Annotated in this window: 20 protein-coding genes; 11 read left to right on the forward strand and 9 right to left on the reverse strand. The window is 63.2% G+C overall.

Annotated features, from left to right (window positions below):
- The first annotated feature begins 27 nt into the window (after positions 1 to 27).
- Entirely contained in the window at positions 28 to 645 is a 618-nt protein-coding gene (locus PAQ31011_RS01705; protein WP_150574194.1) for a nitroreductase family protein, read from the forward strand.
- A 16-nt stretch (positions 646 to 661) separates the two neighbouring features.
- On the opposite strand, the gene PAQ31011_RS26830 is transcribed toward PAQ31011_RS01705, so the two are convergent.
- The 3 genes from PAQ31011_RS26830 to PAQ31011_RS01715 form a co-directional block, all read right to left on the reverse strand.
- Complete coding sequence (locus PAQ31011_RS26830; protein WP_174989866.1) at positions 662 to 2,200, reverse strand: methyl-accepting chemotaxis protein; 1,539 nt, start codon at positions 2,198 to 2,200, stop codon at positions 662 to 664.
- A gap of 207 nt (positions 2,201 to 2,407) precedes the next feature.
- Positions 2,408 to 2,536, reverse strand: coding sequence for a hypothetical protein (locus tag PAQ31011_RS26835; RefSeq protein WP_257125724.1), 129 nt, complete (start codon positions 2,534 to 2,536; stop codon positions 2,408 to 2,410).
- Positions 2,537 to 2,751: 215 nt separating this feature from the next.
- Positions 2,752 to 3,642, reverse strand: coding sequence for a LysR substrate-binding domain-containing protein (locus PAQ31011_RS01715; RefSeq protein WP_174989868.1), 891 nt, complete (start codon positions 3,640 to 3,642; stop codon positions 2,752 to 2,754).
- Between the two features lie 102 nt (positions 3,643 to 3,744).
- On the opposite strand from PAQ31011_RS01715, the gene PAQ31011_RS01720 reads away from it, so the two are divergent.
- The gene (locus PAQ31011_RS01720) at positions 3,745 to 5,046 is read left to right on the forward strand and encodes an aspartate aminotransferase family protein (protein WP_150574197.1); all 1,302 of its coding nucleotides are present in this window, start codon (positions 3,745 to 3,747) and stop codon (positions 5,044 to 5,046) included.
- A gap of 88 nt (positions 5,047 to 5,134) precedes the next feature.
- Here PAQ31011_RS01720 and PAQ31011_RS01725 read toward each other — a convergent pair whose 3' ends face one another.
- The 3 genes from PAQ31011_RS01725 to PAQ31011_RS01735 all read right to left on the reverse strand — a co-directional run bounded on the left by PAQ31011_RS01725 (position 5,135) and on the right by PAQ31011_RS01735 (position 8,262).
- Entirely contained in the window at positions 5,135 to 6,040 is a 906-nt protein-coding gene (locus PAQ31011_RS01725) for an alpha/beta hydrolase (RefSeq protein WP_150574198.1), read from the reverse strand.
- Between the two features lie 398 nt (positions 6,041 to 6,438).
- Complete coding sequence (locus PAQ31011_RS01730) at positions 6,439 to 7,275, reverse strand: molybdate ABC transporter permease subunit (RefSeq protein ID WP_246179285.1); 837 nt, start codon at positions 7,273 to 7,275, stop codon at positions 6,439 to 6,441.
- Between the two features lie 33 nt (positions 7,276 to 7,308).
- Positions 7,309 to 8,262 (reverse strand): extracellular solute-binding protein, encoded by a 954-nt coding sequence (locus tag PAQ31011_RS01735; RefSeq protein ID WP_246179286.1) that lies wholly within the window; start codon positions 8,260 to 8,262, stop codon positions 7,309 to 7,311.
- A gap of 187 nt (positions 8,263 to 8,449) precedes the next feature.
- On the opposite strand from PAQ31011_RS01735, the gene PAQ31011_RS01740 reads away from it, so the two are divergent.
- From PAQ31011_RS01740 to PAQ31011_RS01760, 5 genes are all read left to right on the forward strand, one after another.
- Positions 8,450 to 8,863 (forward strand): hypothetical protein, encoded by a 414-nt coding sequence (locus PAQ31011_RS01740; RefSeq protein WP_150574199.1) that lies wholly within the window; start codon positions 8,450 to 8,452, stop codon positions 8,861 to 8,863.
- Between the two features lie 225 nt (positions 8,864 to 9,088).
- Positions 9,089 to 10,630, forward strand: a complete 1,542-nt coding sequence (locus PAQ31011_RS01745; protein WP_150574200.1) for a glycosyltransferase family 39 protein — start codon at positions 9,089 to 9,091, stop codon at positions 10,628 to 10,630.
- A 93-nt stretch (positions 10,631 to 10,723) separates the two neighbouring features.
- Positions 10,724 to 11,710: a sulfonate ABC transporter substrate-binding protein gene (locus PAQ31011_RS01750; protein ID WP_150574201.1), complete on the forward strand. Its 987-nt coding sequence runs from the start codon at positions 10,724 to 10,726 to the stop codon at positions 11,708 to 11,710.
- 252 nt (positions 11,711 to 11,962) lie between these two features.
- Positions 11,963 to 12,361, forward strand: a complete 399-nt coding sequence (locus PAQ31011_RS01755; protein WP_150574202.1) for a hypothetical protein — start codon at positions 11,963 to 11,965, stop codon at positions 12,359 to 12,361.
- Between the two features lie 97 nt (positions 12,362 to 12,458).
- Entirely contained in the window at positions 12,459 to 14,696 is a 2,238-nt protein-coding gene (locus PAQ31011_RS01760) for a TonB-dependent receptor (RefSeq protein ID WP_174989870.1), read from the forward strand.
- Between the two features lie 71 nt (positions 14,697 to 14,767).
- Here PAQ31011_RS01760 and PAQ31011_RS01765 read toward each other — a convergent pair whose 3' ends face one another.
- Both PAQ31011_RS01765 and PAQ31011_RS01770 read right to left on the reverse strand, forming a co-directional pair.
- A complete protein-coding gene (locus PAQ31011_RS01765; RefSeq protein ID WP_150574203.1) occupies positions 14,768 to 14,983 on the reverse strand; it encodes a tautomerase family protein in 216 nt (71 codons plus the stop codon).
- A gap of 87 nt (positions 14,984 to 15,070) precedes the next feature.
- Entirely contained in the window at positions 15,071 to 15,805 is a 735-nt protein-coding gene (locus tag PAQ31011_RS01770; protein ID WP_150574204.1) for an SDR family NAD(P)-dependent oxidoreductase, read from the reverse strand.
- 147 nt (positions 15,806 to 15,952) lie between these two features.
- On the opposite strand from PAQ31011_RS01770, the gene PAQ31011_RS01775 reads away from it, so the two are divergent.
- Positions 15,953 to 16,927: a LysR family transcriptional regulator gene (locus PAQ31011_RS01775; protein ID WP_150574205.1), complete on the forward strand. Its 975-nt coding sequence runs from the start codon at positions 15,953 to 15,955 to the stop codon at positions 16,925 to 16,927.
- A gap of 100 nt (positions 16,928 to 17,027) precedes the next feature.
- Positions 17,028 to 18,293, forward strand: coding sequence for an MFS transporter (locus PAQ31011_RS01780; protein ID WP_150574206.1), 1,266 nt, complete (start codon positions 17,028 to 17,030; stop codon positions 18,291 to 18,293).
- Positions 18,294 to 18,298: 5 nt separating this feature from the next.
- Here PAQ31011_RS01780 and PAQ31011_RS01785 read toward each other — a convergent pair whose 3' ends face one another.
- Positions 18,299 to 19,318, reverse strand: coding sequence for a LysR family transcriptional regulator (locus PAQ31011_RS01785; protein WP_150574207.1), 1,020 nt, complete (start codon positions 19,316 to 19,318; stop codon positions 18,299 to 18,301).
- A gap of 107 nt (positions 19,319 to 19,425) precedes the next feature.
- On the opposite strand from PAQ31011_RS01785, the gene PAQ31011_RS01790 reads away from it, so the two are divergent.
- Both PAQ31011_RS01790 and PAQ31011_RS01795 read left to right on the forward strand, forming a co-directional pair.
- Positions 19,426 to 20,091, forward strand: coding sequence for an HAD family hydrolase (locus PAQ31011_RS01790; RefSeq protein WP_150574208.1), 666 nt, complete (start codon positions 19,426 to 19,428; stop codon positions 20,089 to 20,091).
- Positions 20,092 to 20,102: 11 nt separating this feature from the next.
- Positions 20,103 to 21,260: a DSD1 family PLP-dependent enzyme gene (locus PAQ31011_RS01795; RefSeq protein WP_150574209.1), complete on the forward strand. Its 1,158-nt coding sequence runs from the start codon at positions 20,103 to 20,105 to the stop codon at positions 21,258 to 21,260.
- The last annotated feature ends 22 nt before the right edge of the window (positions 21,261 to 21,282 follow it).

A 21,282-nucleotide genomic window follows, 5' to 3' on the forward strand; every position in this document is an offset into this window, starting at 1 on the left:
GGGTTCCGTTTCTGGAGAATCCCCCCGATGGGCACGACCCCCGAATTCTCGCCGCCGGATGTGGCTCCGCGCCAACTGGCCCTCGAAGCGTTGCTCTCGCGACAGTCCCAATGGCCTCTCTCTGAGCCTGCCCCGAGCGATACCGAACTGAACCTGATCTTCGACGCCGCGCTACGTGCACCCGACCACGGACGGCTGCGTCCGTGGCGTTTCGTGGTCGTGCGCGACGAAGCGCGTGACGATCTCGGACAAGCGCTCGTCGAAGCCGCTGCCAGGCGCGATCCCGACGCGCCCGCCGAAATGCACGAGCAGCGCCGTCGCAAAGCCTTTGCGGCCCCGATGATCATTGTGATCGCGGCGTCCATTTCGACGGCGACGAAGGTGCCGGAAATCGAACAACTCCTCAGCGTGGGCGCGGCCAGCATGAATCTGCTGAACGCCATCCACATGCTGGGTTACGGTGGCTTCTGGGCCACCGGCGTGGACGCCTACGACCCCGACATCCACAACATTCTCGACTTCGAACCGAACGAACGGGTGCTCGGCTTCCTCTTCGTCGGCACACCGCCGCAGACGCCGGAAGTGACGCCGCGTCCGGATCGCGGCGATTTCGTACGCGAATGGTGGGGACGTTCGTCGATCTGACGTGACCTGACGCGGCTTACGCCAGACGAAACACCGCGACGGCGGACTTCAGCGATTCGGCCTGTTCGGCCAGCGACTGGGCTGCCGCCGACGCCTGCTCGACCAGCGCTGCGTTCTGCTGCGTCACCTCGTCCATTTGCGTGACGGCGCGTGCCACCTGATCGATGCCGGCCGTCTGCTCTTCCGACGCCGCCGAAATCTCCGCCATGATGTCCGTCACGCGTTGCACGCTGTTCGCAATGCTGCTCATGGCGGCACCCGCCTCGCCGACGATACGACTGCCCGCCGCCGAGCGCTCGGCCGACGTCTCGATCAGCGTCTTGATATCGCGCGCAGCACTCGCCGAGCGCTGCGCCAGCGTACGCACTTCGCCGGCGACGACCGCAAACCCGCGGCCCTGCTCGCCCGCGCGCGCCGCTTCGACGGCCGCATTCAGGGCAAGAATATTGGTCTGAAATGCGATGCCGTCGATCAGTGCAATGATGTCGCGAATCCGCGCGGACCCCGCGTCGATGGCGCGCATGGTGTCCGTGACCTCGGTCATTGCGGTATCGCCCGCCCCCGTCTGATCGCTCGCCTGCCGCGCCAGTTGGTTCGCCTGACGCGCATGCTCCATGTTCTGACGCACCGTACTGGTCAACTGCTCCATGCTGGCCGCCGTTTCCTCCAGCGAGGCCGCTTGTTGTTCCGTACGCGCTGACAGATCCAGATTGCCCGCAGCAATCTCACGTGCGCTCGCCGCAATGGCTTCGCCGCTCTTGCGCACGCGGGCGACCGTATCGTTGAGCTGCGTCTTCATATTGGCGAGTGCGCCCAGCAACCGCCCCATCTCGTCGGTCGACGTGGCATGCACGGCGCGTTGCAGATTCCCGTCGGCAATTTCCTGGAAGTGTTCAAGGACATCGTCGAGCGGCCGCGTGATCGCACGGTTCAGCGAACGCGCCGTCAGGAACGCCGCGATGATCGCGAATGCAATCGCCCCGAGGGTTACGACAAACAAGCGGTCGTACGTCGACACCGCCGAATCGAAGCTGGACTTCGCGCGATCGTCGTAAAGCTTCTTGAGCGCTTCGTTAGCGTTGACGTATGACGTGTAACGCTTGCCCAGCACCGCCGCCTGCGCGTAGTAGACATCGGTTTGTCCGGCAGCAATGCTGTTCTGGACCAACGTGAAGGCGTCTTTGAGTGCCTGACGCGTACTCGTCACGTCTTTCGCAAGACGTTGCTCCTCGGCATCCGACGGCAACGCCAGATAGGCCTGCCAGGCCTTCTCGGACTCGCCCCAGTACTCGGTGCCTTTCTTGACGTCAGCCGCCTTGACGTCTTCAGACGGCGCCTGCGGTGCACGCAACACGACCGCACGCGCGCGCCCGATATGAATTTCCGATTCGCCCAGCAAACGGGTGCTCGCCAACTCCTTGTCGTAGACCTCGCGCAAGCTCCCGACGGTGTCGCGCAATCCAATAAGCGCCAGTCCACCGATAATCACCACAAGGGCCGCCAGACCGGCCACGGCCGTCCGCAACCGCCAACGAATCGTCCAATTTTTCAACATTTGCGCTTCCGCCTTTCTTTCCATTTCGTGGCCACCGAGAGCGGCCGCCACCGTCTGCCATCCGGCACGATACCCATACCTTCATGACAGCGTTAGCGGCTCCAACGGCGAGAAAGCGGAAAACTTGAGATAGCGCGTCGAGCGCGGCCTCTTTTCGGCGGTTTGGCACCAAAGCGAGGCATCGACGCACTCTTGCGGCACGAACGCTTACAGCGCGCGCTTGACGGTGCGCGCAGCGCCCGAAATGTCCTGACCGACGCCGTCGACCGTATTGCAACCCGCCAGGGCGAACAGCGAACCGATTACCAGAGAAAACGCCACGAAACGCGCCAACATATCGACCTCGATACAAAAAATCGCAAAACCTTGCGAAGACTGCATTACCCCGGATCTCTGGCCATGGATGCCCCCAATGCACAGAACCCGGATTCTTTTGACTGACTGCTGCGCCGGCCCGGGACTTGGCCCGCTCGCCTGCGCAAGGCGCAATTGTGCTTCAAATTCGTCGCCACGGGAACGCGCACCGGCGCCCTTGCCGATGCACCTCCGCCTTACAACACCGCGAGCGTGCGCCGAATGTGATCGGCAAACGCCACGCTCAGGTGACTGGGACGCGCGCGATCGAACTTTACCGTAATCCCCACGGACGGCAACGTCGGCAAGGTATCAGCTGTAACAATGCGTAAGTCCGGTGGCACTGCCGTCTGGGTCATCACAGCAAACGCCTGTCCGGAACGCGCGAGCGCCGTCAGTCCGGCCAGATTGCTGCTCGCGTAGGCGATCCGGTACGCCCGTCCGGCCTTTGAGAGTGCATCGCAGGCGGCGATGTGGTCCAGCGTATCGGGGTCGGAGAGCGCCAGCGGCAACGGTTCGTCCGGGTTCGCGAGCACCCCGTCGAGCCCCGGACTCCCGATCCAGACCAACGCTTCGCGCCGGATGACATTGAGCTCGTCTACGCCGTCGGGTAACGAAATCAGCGCCAGATCGAGTGCATGACGCGACAACTGCTCCAGTAATCTCGGCGTCGGCTCGCAAATCACCTCGACCTGCGCGTGCGGATGCACGATCGCGAACTCGCGTAGCAGATGGGGCAGGAACGCGGCGGCATAGTCATCGGGACAACCGAACCGGATCGTCCCCGTCAGTCCGCGCCCCGACATATCGGCCATCGCCTCGTCATGCGCGCGGAGAATGCGCTGTGCGTGACCGAGCAGACGCTCGCCAGAGCCGGTCAACATCACCCCGCGCCCCGTGCGCTGAAGCAACGGCTGGTCGACGATCTCCTCCAGACGTTTCATCTGCTGACTCAGCGCCGACTGCGTCCGGGCGATGCGCTGCGCGGCCCGACTGAGCGAACCGGCCTGCGCAATGGCCACAAACGAACGCAGCAAATCGATGTCCAGTGTCCCGTTCACGTTATTAGCCTCACTACTATCTCTCATTAGCATTATTCGCTTTTATGAAAGCAGAGGGCTGCTTAGACTGCAAGCTAAGGGTGTGCCTCCCGTTGCTTTTCGTCCAATGCCGTTCCCCGGAGATTTCCCGTGTCAAAGAACCAAGACGCCGAATTCTGGCGCAATGCCCGCGAACATTTGATCCGCTACGGCGGCACCTTCGAGCCGATGATCGTCGAGCGCGCTCAGGGCAGCTTCGTCTACGACGCCGACGGGCGCGCGATCCTCGACTTCACCTCCGGTCAGATGAGCGCGGTCCTCGGCCACAGCCATCCGGACATCGTCTGCGTCGTGACGGAATCCATCGGCAAGCTCGACCACCTGTTCAGCGGCATGCTTTCGCGCCCGGTCGTGGACCTGGCCACCCGGCTGGCCGAGATCACGCCCGAGGGACTGGACCGCGTGATGTTGCTGAGTACCGGCGCGGAGTCGAACGAAGCAGCCATCCGCATGGCCAAGCTCGTCACCGGCAAATACGAAGTCGTGGGGTTCGCACAGTCGTGGCATGGCATGACGGGCGCGGCGGCCTCTGCGACCTACAGTGCGGGACGCAAAGGCGTCGGCCCGGCGGCCGTGGGCTCGTTTGCCATTCCCGCGCCGTTCACGTACCGCCCGCGCTTCGGCCCCGCCGGACAATACGACTATCTCGCCGAGCTGGACTACGCCTTCGACCTCATCGATCGTCAGTCGAGCGGCAATCTGGCCGCGTTCATCGCGGAACCGATTTTGAGTTCCGGCGGCATTATCGAACTCCCACCCGGCTATCTCGCGGCCCTCAAGCGCAAGTGCGAGGAACGCGGCATGCTGCTGATCCTCGACGAAGCGCAGACCGGCGTCGGGCGCACCGGCACGATGTTCGCGTTCGAACGCGACGGCGTGACGCCCGACATCCTGACCCTCTCGAAAACGCTCGGTGCGGGCCTGCCGCTCGCGGCCATCGTGACGTCGGCGGACATCGAAGAGCGCGCCCACGAACGCGGCTATCTGTTCTACACGACCCATGTTTCCGACCCGCTGCCTGCGGCAGTCGGCCTGCGCGTGCTCGACGTGGTGGCGCGCGACGGGCTCGTGGCCCGCGCCAACGTGATGGGCGAGCGACTGCGCAATGGCTTGCTGGGATTGATGGAGCGATTCGATTGCGTGGGCGACGTTCGCGGACGCGGCTTGCTGCTCGGCATGGAGATCGTGAAGGATCGACGCACCAAAGCACCCGCAGATGGCCTCGGCGCGAAGATCACGCGCGAATGCATGAACCTCGGCCTGAGCATGAACATCGTGCAGTTGCCCGGCATGGGCGGCGTGTTCCGCATCGCCCCGCCGCTGACCGTCAGCGAAGAAGAAGTCGATCTGGGCTTGTCATTGCTTGGGCAGGCCATCGAGCGTTCGCTGTAATCAACCCCGTCGCGTCAAAACGATCGGCCCCTCGATCACAGGGATTCGAGGGGCCGATGTTGAATCACGTCAACCGCCGGATCATACGTCAGTCATTACGCTGCGGACGCTGAACATCGCGGAAGATGTACTTCAGCGCGTCGGGCAGCGTGCTCGCCCAAACCGGCCACTCATGCTTGCCGTCGACGATGCGCAACTCCGCCGGTTGCTTGTTCGCACGCAGCAACTCATAGAAGCGCGTGGCTTCCATCTCGATGTTGAAATCGTCGTCGTCGCCCGAGTTGATGTACATCGGCACCTTGATGCCCTTCTTCAGGAACTCGTCGAAGTACGCCGGATAGTTGTTCTGTTGCCAGACACGTGCGCTGTACTCGCCATTGGTATTCGGCTCGGCGAACACCTTCACGAAGCGGGCCGACGAATCTTTCGGTGGCTCCGGATTGTAGATGGCCGGGCTCATGAGCGCGGCCGCCTTGAACTTCTCCGGATACTTGAGCGCGTAACGCATCGCACCATAGCCGCCCATCGACAAGCCGCCGATCAGACGTCCGTCGCGCGTCTTGATCGCCCGATACGTCTTCTCGACGTGCGGAATCAGCTCGCTGAAGAACGCCGTTTCCATGCGCTCCTTCAGGTCCACGTACCAGTTGGTATTGGCATCCGGCATGATCACGATGGCCGGCGGAATGTCGCCGTGGCCGATCAGTTTGTCCATGGTCGACTGCATGTGGCCTTTGACCGCCCAGTCGTTCTTCACGCCGTCGTTGCCGTGCAGCAGATACAGCACGGGATACGTCGTCTTGCCGCTGGCTTCATAGCCCGTCGGGAGGTAGACGTTATAGGTCAGCGGGCGCGACAGATTCTTGCTGTAGACCTCGCTCGACAACACCTCGCTCGCGTGAGCCGGTGCACCGAGCAATGCTGCCGCTGCCATCAAACCCATTGCCACCTTCGGCAACTGCCGGGTCAGATTCCCACCTTGTTGACGGAACATTTCGAACACATACCCTCCTGATGTCAATCGATGTCTAGGGTCTGTTCACATTAATACGGGCTCGTGTTGCCCGGCCAAAGGGGCGAGCGCAAGGAATGAGCCGAAGCGAATATCGGTAATATTCGTGAGGATCATGACGCCGCGATCGCCCCTTTGGGCGGACAACCCGAAGGGAACGCGCCCTACCGGCCGTCTGGCGGCGTTGCCCGCAGCTTGCTTGGGGCGACCAAGCGGCGCTGCGAGCGCCTTGCCAGCCAGCCGGTAGAACACGTTCACGAGCCCGTATTAATGTGAACAGACCCTAATGAATCGCTAGTTATGCATAACATCCGCCGTCGAGGGCGGACGCGCAAAAGATTAACATCTGAAGTGAATCTTGGGGCTGCGAATATCAGGGGTCAGAACACGGTATCGTCGCTGGTGTGATCCGTACGGTGCCGACGGCGCGTCATCATCAGCACGAAGATGGGCAACGGCAGCGCCACGACCAGCAACAGCCAGAGCAGCGCATACACGGCACCGAGCCCATCGTTTTGCAGATTGACGTAGAGCTTCACCGGGATGCCCTGCGGGAAGTAGGCGAAGATCATGACGATGCCGAACTCGCCGATCACGCGCACCCACGCGACCACGAGCCCTGCCGCAAGTCCGCCGCGCGCAAGTGGTAGCGTCACACGACGGAAGACTTGCCAAGGTGTTGCACCGAGACTGCGCGCGGCCATTGGCAGCACCGGCGGCACAGCTTCGAAGGCCGCGCGTGCAGCGAGGATGAAGTACGGCAGCCCGCCGTAGACCTGAGAGAGTACGAATGCGGGCGCATTGTTGCCCAGCAGAATGCCGCCACGCGCCAGCAGCGCACCGAACGTGCCAACCGGTCCATAGGCCGTCGCCAGCAAGATGCCCATTGCCAGTGGCGGCGTCATGAGCGCAACGAGGACCAGCCCTTCTGCGACGCGGACGAAGCGCGAGCGGGTCGAGGCCAGCCAATGCGCGACGCGCGTACCGAGCACGACGATGATCGCCATCGACAGACACGACAGCCCGAGCGAGACCGCCACGGCATCCCAGTCGCCGTACGCCAGACGAAAGTGACGCCACGGTGTTTCCATCGCCAGGCCGACGAACGGCACCGCGAGCAACACCCACGTCACGACTTCGCCCAACCGGCCCAGCCCCGATCCGACCCGGCTGCCGATGTCTACGTCGACAGGCAGGTCATCCCTCCACTTCTGCACGAAACGTTCCGCCAATCGATGAGGGTCAGGGGGTCAGTGGTACAGGGCATCGCCCTTGGGCTTGCCATAACCGTTCTCGTCAAACAGCTTCTGGCCCTGCGATGACGTCATGAACGCGAGGAAATCGTCGGCGGCCTTCGGGTGCGCGGCGTTCTTCAGCTTCGCTGCATAGAACACCAACGGCTGCGGGCGAATCGTCTTTTCCTTGCCGTCGGCGCCGGGCAACGTGAACGACACGGTGTCGTACCACGTCTTCGAGAACACCGGATTGCTCAGGTTGATCTCGTCGGGCAGCGCCACATAGGGCAGCTTGGCCGAGCGCGTGGCACTCTCGTAGCCGGACGCCGCATCGACCTGCCCGGCTTCCAGACGCGTAAGCAATCCGCCTTCGCCGAATACCTGCTGCGGATTGCGAACGTCGCCCAGCACGGCTTGCGCGAGACCGGCCTGATCGTAATATTTCTGCGCAAGCATCAACGTGAAGACGATGTTCTGACCTTGCGGGTCCGTTGCCGGATCGGTACGACCGAAGCGCAGGCCCGGCGTTTGCAGCACCTTCCACCACGCCGAGTGCGACGCATCGGTGCCCGCGAGACGGAAGGCTTCGCCAAAGCGGCCCTTCGGGTTGTAGGCGATGACCATACGCGTGCTGGCCACCGGCACGGCGTCGTCGATCAGTCCGGCGTCCTTCAGAATCGCCATCGGCCCGGGGGTGATCGAGACGAACACGTCGGCCGTCGAACGCCCCGAAGCCAGCAGACGGGCCAGACCGTACGCGCCTTCGCCTTGCCCCTGATAGGTCACATGCTCGCGTTGCGCGAAGGCCGGACCCAGCGCCTTGTCCATCACCACGCCCATCGAACCGGCATACGCGACACGGAACGTGTCGTCGGCACGTGCCTGCGTTGCCATCACCATCGTCGCGCCAGCACACAACGCCAGCGTCATCGTCGCGACAGCGCGCGCGGAAAACCCCGTCTTCTTCACAGCCTGAACTCCGTTATATAGATCGATATATAGCGAATATCATATATCAGTCCATGTCCGGCTTCATGACAGCCCTGCGAAATTCGATGGGTTGCGGCGATGAGCCGTGTTGCATTTCTGTGTCCGCGCTACCATGGCGAACACCGTCGTACCTTGCCTCCGGCAAGACGCCAAACCCATATCCCCCATGAGCGACCTTCCTTACCTCGATCACGCCGCTTTCGTTGACCTCGCCGCCCGCGCCGAATCGTCCGCCCGCCTTTCCGCCGATTGCCAATGCACCCGAACGCCGCTCGACGGCTGGGCGAGCTTGCCCAACTCATTGCCCGACGCGCAGCTCGAAGTCGTCGGCACATTGTTCGCGCCAAACGAGCCGGAACCGACGTTCAGCGAATATCACCCTGAGGGCACGTCCTACTGGGCAGCGAATGCGCCCATCGCGCCGCGCTACTTCCCCTATAACCGCGCGAACGTCTGCCGGTGCCGCGATTGCGGCCGTCTGTATCTGCGCTATCAGGAAGGCGGCGGCTATTTTGTCGATCAGCGCATCCGGCAGGTGAACGCGGCACTGATCGTCGACGCGCCGGTCGAAAACGACTGACGGTCGATCGTATCGGTCGAAAAATTGTTGCCATCTTTTCTCATTCGTTTTGTTTTGTTGACGTTTGTGAACAAGCTTGACCGGAAACGGCTTTCCGCACGCCGCCCGGTCGCACAAAATTCCAACAAAAACAACAGCATACATGGCAATTTATCAGTACTTTCTTTGATTCGGATTGCAAAATAACGTGAAGAACATGCGCGCGTTCGCCCAGTCGAAGCGCGCATGCAAAATCACGCTGCCACCCCCACTTCGTCGACCGATGCGCCGGTGCGTCGCGCACTCACGTTGCGCGCACTCATCAGCCGCGCAGCCGTCGCCGTTCAGTTCTCGCCGTCGCTATATGTGACGGTGTATGCCATCGTCTGGACCCTCACGAGCGCAACGCTGGACCCCACGGTGCCGTTCGACGCCGTCGAAGCCCTGAACTGGGCGCGCAATGCGGAATGGGGAACGCCGAAGAATCCCTGGCTCGTCGGGTTCTCGATGTGGCCAGCGTTCGGGTTGGGGTTGAACGGCGAAGCGCTTGCGCTCTACTGGTACGCCTCGCACTTCGCGGTCGTTGCCGTCGGCATGCTGGGTGTCTGGCATCTGGCCAAGAGGTTGTCGGGGGATCGGCGTCTCGCCTGGCTGGCCATGCTGAGCCTGCATCTGACGGGCGCGATCAATATCGACATCCTCCCGTACAACGACAACTATCTGCTGGTCATGCTCTGGCCGTGGATGCTCTGGCTCTTCGTGCGTTCGATGTACGACGCGCCGAGGTTCTGGCTGGCGTTCGGCATGGTCGCCGGTCTGGCCGCCATGACCAAGTATTCGACGTTCGCCCTGTTGGGCGCGATGTTCGTCATGACGCTGTGGACCCCGGACACACGACGCCATTATCGGCACCCCGCCTTCCTGTTCGGGCTGCTCGCCTTCTTCACGCTGATTACGCCGAATATCCTTTGGCTCGTGCATCACGATTTCGCGGCGTTCCGTTGGGTCGACGACCAGATCCATCAACGGCTGAACTGGCGCGGCCTGCGCGGCGCACTCACGGCGTTCTATCCTGTGGCGACGCTCGCCTTCGTCATGCATCTTGCCGGTCTTCGCTTCAGGCGTCCGGACACGCCGGTCTGGGTCGTAGGGATCACCGTGCTTGCGCCACTGCTGCCCATCCTCGTGTACTTCACGCTGCACGAAGGCGGACGCATCTCTGAATGGCTGCAACCGTTCGCCGTCCCGCTGCCCGCGCTGCTCGTCGCGTGCGTGTTGCCGGTCACGGCAAAGCGCGCACCGCGAATTTCGCGCTGGTTGCCCGTCGTCGGGCTGACGGTGTGGATCGGCTATGCAACGGTGCTGAGCCTGAACCTGCGTAATGCCGGGGAAAAGTTCGCCGGCATCAAAGCCGCGAGCATCACCCTCGAACAGCGCTGGCAGGCGCGCTATCACACGCCGCTGGCTTACGTCGGCAACGACCATCTTGCGACGTGGCTGACGTTCTACGCACCGGGAAATCCGCGCCTGCTCACCCGCTGGTCGGAGAAAAAGCGCCCCAACATCTACACGAAGGATATCGACGAGGTGGAGGTCCGTGCGCGCGGGGCGATCCTGCTCGGCCACCCCGGCCGGTCGTGTCGAAACGCCAGTTTCGCGCAAACGCTAGCCCTGTGGCCGTCACTGACCATCGACGCCCGTGAAACGCTGCCGTTTTCGTACCACGGCGGCAACAGGCCCGGCTCGGCCATGCCGCTTTGCGTCGCTTACATTGCACCGCAGCCGTGAATATCTAAAGCAGAATCGCTTCGTTGCCCGCGTGGACCCGGTCCGGATAATTCTCGGACATCCATCACAACACCATTGCACGGGGCAACGCTCATGAAACCGCCGAAGGCCATCTCAGCCATCTCACGTCGTCAATTCCTTACAGTCGTCAGTGCAGGGGCGGCATCGGCCGCGCTGCCGTCGTTTTCGGCGCACGCCGCTTATGAACCGGGCAAGTTCCGCATTGGCTATCAGAAGGCGGCGAGTACCCTCGTGCTGGCCAAAGCGAATGGCTCGCTGGAAGCGCGTCTGAAGCCGCTGGGCGTGGAAGTGACGTGGGCCGAGTTTGCGGCCGGCCCGCAGTTGCTCGAAGCGCTGAACGTCGGTGCGATCGACTTCGGGTACGTCGGCGAAGCGCCGCCCGTCTTTGCGCAGGCGGCCGGTGCCGACTTCGTCTACAGCGCCTACGAGGTGCCCACGCCCCTCGCCGAGGGCGTCGTCGTGCCCAACAACTCGCCGGTCAAAACGGTGGCAGATCTTCGCGGCAAGCGCGTGGCGTTCAACAAGGGATCGGATGTCCACTGGTTCCTCGTTGCGTTGCTGCGCAAGCACGGTCTCGATTACGGCGACGTCAGCCCCGTGTTTCTTGCCCCCGCCGATGCGCGCGCCGCCCTTGAGCGTGGCTCGGTCGACGCGTGGGCCATCTGGGACCCGTTCCTCACCGCCGTGCTCGATCAAAGTCCCGTGCGTCTGCTCGCCAATGCCGAAGGTGCGGCCGACCACCATCAGTTCTTCCTGAGTCAACGGGCCTTCGCGGAAAAGCGTGCCGACGTCATCAAGGCGACGCTCGACACCCTAGGCCAGACCGGGCAGCAGATTCGTGGCGACTATGCCGCAGCCGCCGCGCAACTGGCGCCCATTCAGGGGCTCGACGCCAAAATTATCGAGAAGGGGCTGCGTCACTACGCGCATGTCTACAAACCGGTGTCGCCGTCCGTGCTGGCGGCGCAGCAACGGATTGCCGATACGTTCCTGCAACTCAAGCTGATCCCGCGACAAATTCGTGTCGCCGACGCCACGCTTCATCAGCCGGTGGCTTGAATCCCACAAGAGCCACTTGAGCGGGCGACGCCGCTCAAGTGGCTGCAACGCAGCACCGCTGGCATCACGCACTTTCCGCCTTCTCCGCCTTCTCCACCCGCCATCTCCCCCACCCGGTTTTCCTACTTGGCAAAGCCCCTACGGATGTGACAGAATTCGCAACTCAGTTGCATTGCAATTGAGTTGCATTTAATTTTGTCGCGATTTGTCGTCCGGTTTTCGACGTCGCCTATTTCCGTTTCTCGTCGGCTCATGCTTCGTCGCTGGCTTCCTTTCTGGCTGATCGTCTGCGTGCTCGTCTCGCAGATGGCCCTTGCACGGCACGTGGTGTTTCACACGGCGGCCGCGCTGGCGGCTGCGTCAGCCACGTCGGTGGAATCAGCGGACGCACAACGCCAGCATGGCGATGTCGGTAGTCGTGGTGGTAATGGCAGCAATGGACAGCGCTCGGACGACGAAGACGGCATCTGCGAGCAATGCCTGGCGTTCATCGCAGTCGACGTTGCGCTCCCCGCACTGCCCGTCTTCGCCTCGCTCCCGCCCCTGCGCGAGTGGCATTACCCGCCCGCCGCACCGGTGCATGTGCGCTCCGTCTTGCGGGGGCCGACGCGCAATCGCGACCCTCCACGCCCCTCAGTGTCGTTCGCCTGAATCAGAACAATCGCCGTCGCGGGTCGCGACGCGCCAGCACTGGCGCGTCTGCCACCGGCTGCGCGGCGTCCACACGTCAAGCACACTGAGGTCCGGCATGTCTGCCCGATGGATTCCGTTCGTTCGTCTTACGCATTTCCAGCATTCCCAGCATTTCCCACAGTTCACCCGCTTCACCCGTCGTGCCCTCGCGGTAGCGGCGGCGTCCGCCTTCGCCGTCAACGCGCATGCCCAATCGACGGCTAATGCGGCTAATACGGCTAATGCGGGCGACGGCAACATCGCGCTCTCCGGCACAACCGTCTCGGCCAAGCGGCTCGACGCCGCACGCAACGCGCTCTCCCCCGACACCGGCAGCTCCGTCTACAACTTTGACCAGACGGATATCCAGACGCTGCCGCTCGGCGTGAACACACCGCTCAATCAGGTGCTCCTGCAAGCGCCGGGCGTGGTGCAGGACTCATACGGCCAACTGCACGTGCGTGGCGATCACGCGAACCTGCAATACCGCATCGACGGCGTGATCATTCCCGAATCGATCAGCGGATTCGGTCAGGCCATCGACGCGCGCATCGCATCGCAAATCAATCTGATCACCGGCGCGCTGCCCGCACAGTTCGGCTATCGCACGGCGGGCATCGTCGACATTCACACCAAAGGCTCGCCCGGTCTCGCCGATGGCACCGCCGACACCGGGGAGCCCCCCAAGGCCTTCGGCGGCGAAGTCGGCGTGGTGTTCGGCAGCCATGCCGACCGCGAAGTCAACACCCAGTTGTACGGCACCAAAGGGGCGCTCAGCTATTACTTCAGCGCGCGTGTCTCGGCCAACGACATGGGAATCGAGAATCCGACGGGCGACCGCAACGCGATTCACGACCATACGAATCAGACGAACGCATTCGGCATGGTGTCGTACCTGCTGAACCCGGATAACCGCGTGTCGTTCATGTTCGGCACCGCAAACAACCGCTTCCAGATTCCGAACTTGCCCGGCGTCGCCCCGCAGTTCACGCTGGACAACGGCACGATTCCCGATTCGTCGAACCTCAACGCGCACCAACGCGAACTCACCGACTTCCAGGTGCTGTCATGGCAAAGCCACCTCTCGCCAAAGCTCGACACCCAGATTTCGCTGTTCCATCGCACCAGCCGCGTCGATTACACGCCGGACCCGCTTGGCGATCTCGCCTACAACGGCGTGGCGTCGAACATCACGCGCCGCAATGAAGCGTATGGCGTGCAGGCCGATAGCAGCTACAAGCTCACCGACCGTCACACGTTGCGTTTCGGACTGTTCGTGCAGCAGGAGCATTTCAGCGTCGACAACACCTCGAACGTCTTCCCGGCCGACGATAACGGTCAGCAGACGAGCGGCACGCCGCTGACCATCGTGGACAACGCCAACGACCGGGGCACCACGTATGGACTGTATCTGCAAGACGAATGGAAGGCGACCGATCGTCTGACGGTCAACTATGGCGCTCGCTACGATCACGTGAATACCGTCACGAATGAGGGGCAGTTGTCACCGCGTCTGGGGCTGACATACGACCTGACGAGCCGCACGCGTCTGCATGCCGGCTATTCGCGCTACTTCACGCCGCCGGCCACCGAGAAGATCGATACGACGTCGGTCGCGAAATTCCTCAACACGACCAACGCCCTGCCCTCCGACGCGAACACCGCCGTGCGTGCCGAGCGCTCCGACTACTTCGATCTGGGTGTCTCGCATCAACTGACCTCGGCCATTACCGTCGGGCTCGACGCCTACTATCGTCGCGTGAACCATCTGCAAGACGAAGGTCAGTTCGGCAATGCGCTCATCTATTCGACGTTCAACTACGAGAAAGGCCGCATTTACGGCGTGGAAGGCACCGTCAACTATCGTCAGGGCAACGTCGGTGCGTATCTCAACGTGGCGGTTTCGCGGGCAATGGGACAAGGCATCGAGACCGGACAATTCAACTTCGGTGCCGACGAACTGGCCTACATCGCGAATCACTGGGTGCATCTGGATCACGACCAGCAGGTGACGGGGTCGGCCGGTGTGTCGTATCAATGGGGCAGAACGCTGTTGTCGGCCGATGCGCTGTTCGGCTCGGGGCTGCGCAGCGGGTTCGTCAACAGCGAGCACCTGCCTGCGTACCTTCAGGTCAACCTCGGTGTCGGCGAGAAGTTCAACTTGCCAGGGGTCGGCCGCTTCGACGCGAAGCTGTCGGTGCTGAACGTCTTCGACCGCGTCTACGAATTGCGTGACGGCACCGGCATCGGTGTCGGTGCACCGCAGTTCGGGCCGCGCCGCACGTTCTATCTGGCGATGTCGAAGCCGTTCTGACAACGTCAGAACGACAGCACGCCGCCGTCACAACGCATGACGGCGGCGTGCCATCAGAAAACACGCGGACGTCAGACCTTGCTCTGGGCAGACTGACGCCGGAACTCGGTAGTCGTCTGGCCCGCGTAGCCCCAGTTATCGGCATCGACTTCCTCGATCACGATGTGCGTGAGATGGGGCTCTTTGCCCAAGACACGTTGCAGCGTATCGGTGACTTCACGAATGACCTGTGCCTTCTGCTCGACGGTGTTGCCCTCGCGGGTAATGCGAATGCTGACGAACGGCATGATTGATTCCTTTGGATGTTGGGTGAGTTGGACGAGCGGCCGATGGCGAGTGCCCGGTCGTCGCAGAAATTAACCAGCGATCAGCAATCAGCGACCGGCGGCGTAACCGCCATCCACCGGCGCAATCGTGCCGGTCACGTAATCGCTCTCCACGAAATACCGTACCGCGCGCGCGACATCCTCGACCTCCGCGATACGGCCAAGGGGATGCATCTTGCCCAGCGCGTCGTGTGTTTCGGGCGCATGCATCGGCGTGTTCACCACGCCCGGCGCTACCGCGTTGACGGTGACGCCGAACGGTGCCAGCTCCAGCGCCAGCGCCTTGGTCGCCTGATTCATCCCGCCCTTGAGCACCGCAGCCAGCAATGCGGGCACGCCCGAATGCGCCTGAAGGGCGATCGATGCCGTCACGTTCACGATCCGTCCGTTGCCGCGCTCGCTCATGTGCCGTGCGGCCGCTTGCGAGAAGTACAGCGTGCCCTTCAGGTTGGTGGCGATCTGCACCTCGATCTCCTCCGGCGTGAAGTCGACGAACGGCTTTGCCGCGAAGATGCCCGCATTGTTGATCAGCACGTCGACGTGACCGAACGTTTCGATGGCCTTCGCGAAGGCTGCGGTGGCGGAAGACAGATCGGCAACGTCGCCTGCGACCGGCAGGAAACGTTCGCCAGCGTTCAGCAGGGCCGCCGTCTGTTCGAGACGGGCCGCGCTGCGCCCGGTGCCCACGACGTTGTATCCGTCGCGCAAGAATGCCTGTGCCAGTCCGAGGCCAATGCCGCTCGTGGCGCCCGTGATGATGACCGTATGTTCCGACTTGCTCATGATGTGTGTCCTGGATGTCATTTCGCCTGCCGGGGCGTCGGCCAATCCGTCCGCCCCGCCGGTTGAACACACTCTATTCATGATTGAAGACGCGAAAAACGCATGCGATTACACTTGTCTTTTTACATCGTGTAATGAATCGCGAACATGCAACGTCAATTCGACGATGTGCTGCTTGGCAGCATCGAGCTGTTTTGTCTGGCGGCGGAGGCTGGCAGCTTTACGGCGGCCGCCAATCAGGCGGGCGTGACGCCCGCTGCCGTCAGCCGGTCGGTCGCGCGGCTGGAGCAACGACTGGGCGTGCGCCTGTTCGTGCGCTCGACACGCAGCATTCGCCTGACGGAAGGCGGCAGCGCGTATTTCGAGGAGTGTCGGACCGCGCTAAGCCTGCTGGCCGAAGCCGAACGACGGGTCTCGGGCACACAGTCGCAGCCGTCCGGCACGCTGCGCATCAGCGTGCCCACGACCTACGGACACTATCGGTTGCTGCCGGTGCTGCCTGAATTCCGCGCCCGTTTCCCGCTCATCAAGCTCGACATTCAGGTCAGCAACCAGAACATCGACCTGCACGAAGAGCGCTTCGACTTCGCGGTTCGCTTCCGGGCACAACCCGAGTCGCTGATGGTGGCGCGGCATCTCGAAGACGCTGCACTGGTCGTCGTCGCGCATCCCGACTATCTCAAGCGCGCCGGCACGCCAGGGACGCCGGACGATCTTGCCGCCCACGAATGCATCGAATTCGACTTACCGAGTACGGGACGCCCGATCCCGTGGCTATTTCGCGACGCAGGCAACGACATCGAGTACCACGCGCACGGCAACTTTCGGTGTGCAGACGATGTGCTTGCCGGTGTGACGCTCGCCCGAGCCGGCGGCGGTATTTTCCAGACCTACCGCTTCATCGTCGAAGCGGATCTCGCGTCGGGTCAACTGGTCGAGGTCCTGGCCGATTACGCAGGACGTTCTCGCCCGGTGAGTCTGATGTACCCACACAGCAAGACGCTGCCATCCCGCGCGCGGGTTTTCGTCGATTATTTGATGGAGACGCTTGCACATTCATCCGCGCCGCGTAAGAGTGACGTACGCGTCGCAGCCGTAGCCGAGCGTCCTCGCCCGGAATAGACTCGGCACATCACCGTCGTCAGGGCGTTTTCGCCTTGCTTGCCGACATGAGGATGTCGATGCCCGTGCCGCATACGCATCGCGAAATTCAGAGGTTTTTGTGAATCCCCCGTCCGAATCCAGTCCCGCTGTCGCCAGTTACACCGAACGCAACCATCCTTACTGGCAACGAAATCTCGCTATCTGTGTCTTCGGCTCGTTCACGACGCTGGCCGGACTCAGCATGTTGCTGCCGTTCCTGCCGCTGTACGTCAAGCAACTCGGCGTCGCGCCGGAGTCCGCGGTGATTCAGTGGTCCGGCGTGGCGTTCAGTGCGACGTTTCTCGGCACCGCCGTGACCGCGCCGATCTGGGGGCATCTCGCCGACCGCTTCGGGCGTCGGCCGATGCTGATTCGGGCCGCCGTCGGCATGGTGATCGTGACGTCGCTCATCGGCATTGCGCACAACGTTTATCAACTCGTCGCATTGCGTTTGTTGACGGGACTCATCGGCGGTTACGCGTCGGCGTCTACCGTGATGATCGGCACACAAGCGCCACGTGATCGCGCCGGCTGGGCGCTTGGCGTGCTCTCGACCGGCGCACTTGCGGGGAACCTGACAGGTCCGCTGATCGGCGGTTTGTTGCCGCCTTTACTCGGCATTCGCGGCACGTTCTTCGCCTGTGCAGGCATGATCTCGATCACGGCGCTGCTCACCATCTTCGGCGTGCGCGAAGACTTCGACCGCACCCGTGACAGCAAACGCAAAGCGGCACCGGGCACGACCGCGCCCATGCCTCGCGCGCGCGTGGGCATCATCGCCGCCATCCTGTTCACCGGCATGATGGTGCTGCTCGCCAACATGTCCATCGAGCCGATCATCACCGTCTACATCGGTCAGTTGGGCGTAGACGGTGCACATCTGACGCGTGTGGCCGGTGTGGTGATGGCCAGCTCGGCGCTGGGCAGCATGCTTACGGCCGCGAAGCTGGGCGCGCTCGCGGATCGCGTCGGCAGCTGGCGCGTGATTGTAGGGTGTCTGATCGCAACGGCGCTGGTGATGATTCCGCAGGCGTTCGTCACCGAATGGTGGCAGTTGGCTGCGCTGCGCGTGCTGATGGGGATGACGTTGGCCGGCCTGCTCCCCGCCATCGGGAAGCTCGCGCGTCACGCCGTGGACGAGCGCAGTACCGGCAAACTGCTTGGGTATCTGCAATCGGCGCAGTTCAGCGGGCAGGTCATCGGTCCGATCATCGGCGGTCAGATCGCCGTGATGTTCGGACTGCCGGCGGTGTTCTTCATGACGGCGATCCTGCTCGTGCTGTGCAGCGTGCTGGCCAACCGGGCGCGCACCGTCAGCGCCCGACTCGCGCATCAACCGGCCTGAGGGCTTCAGCGACCCGCGCGTTCTGGGCGTACCGGGCGTACCGGGCGTGCTGCGCGTAAAGCGCGTAAAGCGCGTAAAGGCCGGCGTGCGGATGCCGACGTCGCCAAAGCCTCCTCGAGAAACGCCATCAACGCTTGCAGACGCGCGGTGCGCCCGCGACGCGTCGGCACGAGCAGCGTGACGGGCGCGCTGTCGAAGTCCCAGTCTGCGAGCACGCGCACGAGACGCCCCGCGGCCACAGCGTCGCGCGTGTCCCACTCGGAACGCAGCACCAGCCCCAGCCCCTGCTCCGCCCACTCCCGTGCGACACTGCCATCGTTGGTCGTATAGGCGGGCACCACGCGCACACTGTCGCGCGCCGGGGCACGTCGCGACGTCGAAGGCACGCCTTTGGAAGCTGTCGCCGTCCGACGTCGGAACCGCCACAACGAAGCGTCCTCGTCGTTCTCCCGAATACAGATGCAGCGATGTTGCAGTAACGCGTGCGGCTCCGTCGGCGTACCGTGTTTTTGCAGATAAGCGGGACTCGCACACAGCCAGCGGTCGTTCGGCGCGAGCGGTCGCGCTATCCACGACGAATCGCGCACCGCGCCCACATGAATGACGGCATCGGAATCGTGTTTGTCCGGCCACGGCGTCTCGCGCAGCTCCAGTTGCAGCTTCAGATCCGGATGCAACAGCCCGAAGCGCGCGAGCACCGGGGCGACGTGATGCCGTCCGTAGCCGAACGGGGCCGAGATTCGCAGCGTGCCCGTGAGACGCTTGTCTTCCCGTCGGAATGATTCCGGCAGCGCGTCCAGTTGCGCGAGCAACGCCGAGCCTTCGCGGGCCAGACGCTCGCCTTCGGCCGTCAGGCTAAGCTGGCGCGAGGTGCGTGTCGCCAACGCCAGTCCCAGCGTCGCTTCGAGTTTGCGCAGACGAGCGGACAACGCGGGCGGTGTCACGTTGAGCATGCGCGCCGCCGCACTCAGCGATGCCGACTGCGACAGCGCCTCGATCAGACGCAGGTCTTCGATCTGGATCATTCACCTGAGCTTAATGTTTGATGTGCCGTAATTTAACCACGACACGCCCTATCCTTCCTACACTGCGTCCAGTCATCTCACGCAAAATCACAACGAAAGAGGCTGTCATGTCCGATACATCCCCCGCCCGCGAAACCGGCTGGCCGCGCGCCGTACTCTTCGATCTTTTGACGGCGCTGCTCGACTCGTGGACCGTATGGAATCGCGCCGCCGGCAGCGAAACGGCGGGCCGGACGTGGCGCGCAGAGTATCTGCGGCGCACTTACGGTTGCGGCGCTTATGTCAGCTACGAACAACTGGTGCGCGAAGCGGCGGCGCACGTCGGCCTGCCACCATCGGCACCGCAAGCGCTTGAAGCCGAATGGCTGACGCTCCCCGCCTGGGACGGTGCACGCGAATTGCTCCAGGCACTTCGTCCGCACTGCAAACTGGCCGTCGTCACGAATTGTTCGAAGACGCTCGGACATCAGGCTGCCGGATTGCTCGGCATCGACTGGGATGTCGTGGTGACGTCGGAGGAAGCCGGGTTCTATAAGCCGGACCCGCGCCCGTATCGAATGGCGCTCGACAAACTCGGCGTCGACGCCCACGAGGCAGCCTTCGTCGCCGGTTCCGGCTACGACCTCTTCGGCACATCGGCAGTCGGGATGCGCACCTTCTGGCATAACCGCGTTGGCCTGTCGCGTCCCGACGGCGCGCCCGCCCCCGACAGCGAAGCGCCCACGCTTGCGCCTGCGCTCGACTGGCTTCGCCACTTCAACGCCACCGCCTGAGATTCACCGCCATGACTACGATCCACAACGTCCCGCTCGCGTCGTTGCAGACGCTGGAAACGCCCGCCGCCGTTATCGACGTGCCGCGTATGCAGCACAACATCCGTCGCATGCAGTCGCGCATGGATGCCCTCGGCGTGCGGTTCCGCCCGCACGTTAAAACCAGCAAATGTGTGGAGGTCGCGCAAGCACAGATCGACGCAGGCGCATCGGGCATCACGGTGTCCACGTTGAAGGAAGCTGCGCGCTTCTTCGACGACGGCGTGACCGACATCCTCTACGCCGTGGGCATGGTGGCGAGCAAGCTGCCCGCAGCGTTGGCGTTGCGTCGCCGGGGTTGCGATCTGAAGATCATCACGGACAGCGTGGCGTCCGCGCAGGCCATCGTCGCCTTCGGGGCGGAGTACGGCGAGACGTTCGAGGTGTGGATCGAGATCGACACGGACGGACACCGCTCGGGCATCCGTCCAGACGAAGCGGTTTTACTCGACGTCGCGCGAGTGCTGCATGAAGGTGGCGCGACGCTTGGTGGCGTCATGACGCACGCAGGCTCCAGCTATGACTTCGACACGCTCGAAGCACTCGCCGCCATTGCCGAACAGGAGCGCGCGGGCTGCGTGCTGGCCGCGACGCGTCTGCGCGACGCCGGTCTGCCGTGCCCGATCGTGAGCATCGGCTCGACGCCCACGGCGCTCGCCGCCGAACATCTCGAAGGCGTGACGGAAGTCCGCGCCGGTGTGTATGTGTTTTTCGATCTGGTGATGCATAACGTCGGCGTATGCACGACCGACGAGTTGGCGCTAAGCGTACTCACGACGGTGATCGGCCATCAGGCAGACAAAGGTTGGGCCATCGTCGACGCGGGCTGGATGGCGATGAGCCGCGACCGTGGTACGCAAAAGCAGAAGCGCGACTTCGGCTACGGGCAGGTTTGCCGCATCGACGGAAGCCTCGTGGAGGGTTATGTGCTGAGCGGCGCGAATCAGGAACACGGTGTTCTGTCGCGTGAAGGCGTTGCCGATCCGGACATCGTGGCGCGCTTTCCCATCGGCACCCTGCTGCGCATTCTGCCGAATCACGCATGCGCGACGGGCGCGCAGTTTCCCGAGTACCACGCCATCGATCCGGATCGCGACGTGGCAACGTGGCCGCGTCTGCATGGCTGGTAAGCCTCGCGTCACGCGCTAACGA

This window comes from Pandoraea aquatica (assembly GCF_902459565.1).
GTDB lineage: Bacteria > Pseudomonadota > Gammaproteobacteria > Burkholderiales > Burkholderiaceae > Pandoraea > Pandoraea aquatica.

Coding starts and splice junctions, on each gene's coding strand:
- PAQ31011_RS01740 (WP_150574199.1), top strand. CDS start 8,450: ATGAGCGACCTTCCTTACCTCGATCACGCCGCTTTCGTTGACCTCGCC.
- PAQ31011_RS01795 (WP_150574209.1), top strand. CDS start 20,103: ATGACTACGATCCACAACGTCCCGCTCGCGTCGTTGCAGACGCTGGAA.
- PAQ31011_RS01765 (WP_150574203.1), bottom strand. CDS start 14,983: ATGCCGTTCGTCAGCATTCGCATTACCCGCGAGGGCAACACCGTCGAG.
- PAQ31011_RS01775 (WP_150574205.1), top strand. CDS start 15,953: ATGCAACGTCAATTCGACGATGTGCTGCTTGGCAGCATCGAGCTGTTT.
- PAQ31011_RS01745 (WP_150574200.1), top strand. CDS start 9,089: ATGCAAAATCACGCTGCCACCCCCACTTCGTCGACCGATGCGCCGGTG.
- PAQ31011_RS01785 (WP_150574207.1), bottom strand. CDS start 19,318: ATGATCCAGATCGAAGACCTGCGTCTGATCGAGGCGCTGTCGCAGTCG.
- PAQ31011_RS01750 (WP_150574201.1), top strand. CDS start 10,724: ATGAAACCGCCGAAGGCCATCTCAGCCATCTCACGTCGTCAATTCCTT.
- PAQ31011_RS01755 (WP_150574202.1), top strand. CDS start 11,963: ATGCTTCGTCGCTGGCTTCCTTTCTGGCTGATCGTCTGCGTGCTCGTC.
- PAQ31011_RS01760 (WP_174989870.1), top strand. CDS start 12,459: ATGTCTGCCCGATGGATTCCGTTCGTTCGTCTTACGCATTTCCAGCAT.
- PAQ31011_RS01790 (WP_150574208.1), top strand. CDS start 19,426: ATGTCCGATACATCCCCCGCCCGCGAAACCGGCTGGCCGCGCGCCGTA.
- PAQ31011_RS26830 (WP_174989866.1), bottom strand. CDS start 2,200: ATGTTGAAAAATTGGACGATTCGTTGGCGGTTGCGGACGGCCGTGGCC.
- PAQ31011_RS01770 (WP_150574204.1), bottom strand. CDS start 15,805: ATGAGCAAGTCGGAACATACGGTCATCATCACGGGCGCCACGAGCGGC.
- PAQ31011_RS01715 (WP_174989868.1), bottom strand. CDS start 3,642: ATGAGAGATAGTAGTGAGGCTAATAACGTGAACGGGACACTGGACATC.
- PAQ31011_RS01725 (WP_150574198.1), bottom strand. CDS start 6,040: ATGTTCCGTCAACAAGGTGGGAATCTGACCCGGCAGTTGCCGAAGGTG.
- PAQ31011_RS01705 (WP_150574194.1), top strand. CDS start 28: ATGGGCACGACCCCCGAATTCTCGCCGCCGGATGTGGCTCCGCGCCAA.
- PAQ31011_RS26835 (WP_257125724.1), bottom strand. CDS start 2,536: ATGTTGGCGCGTTTCGTGGCGTTTTCTCTGGTAATCGGTTCGCTGTTC.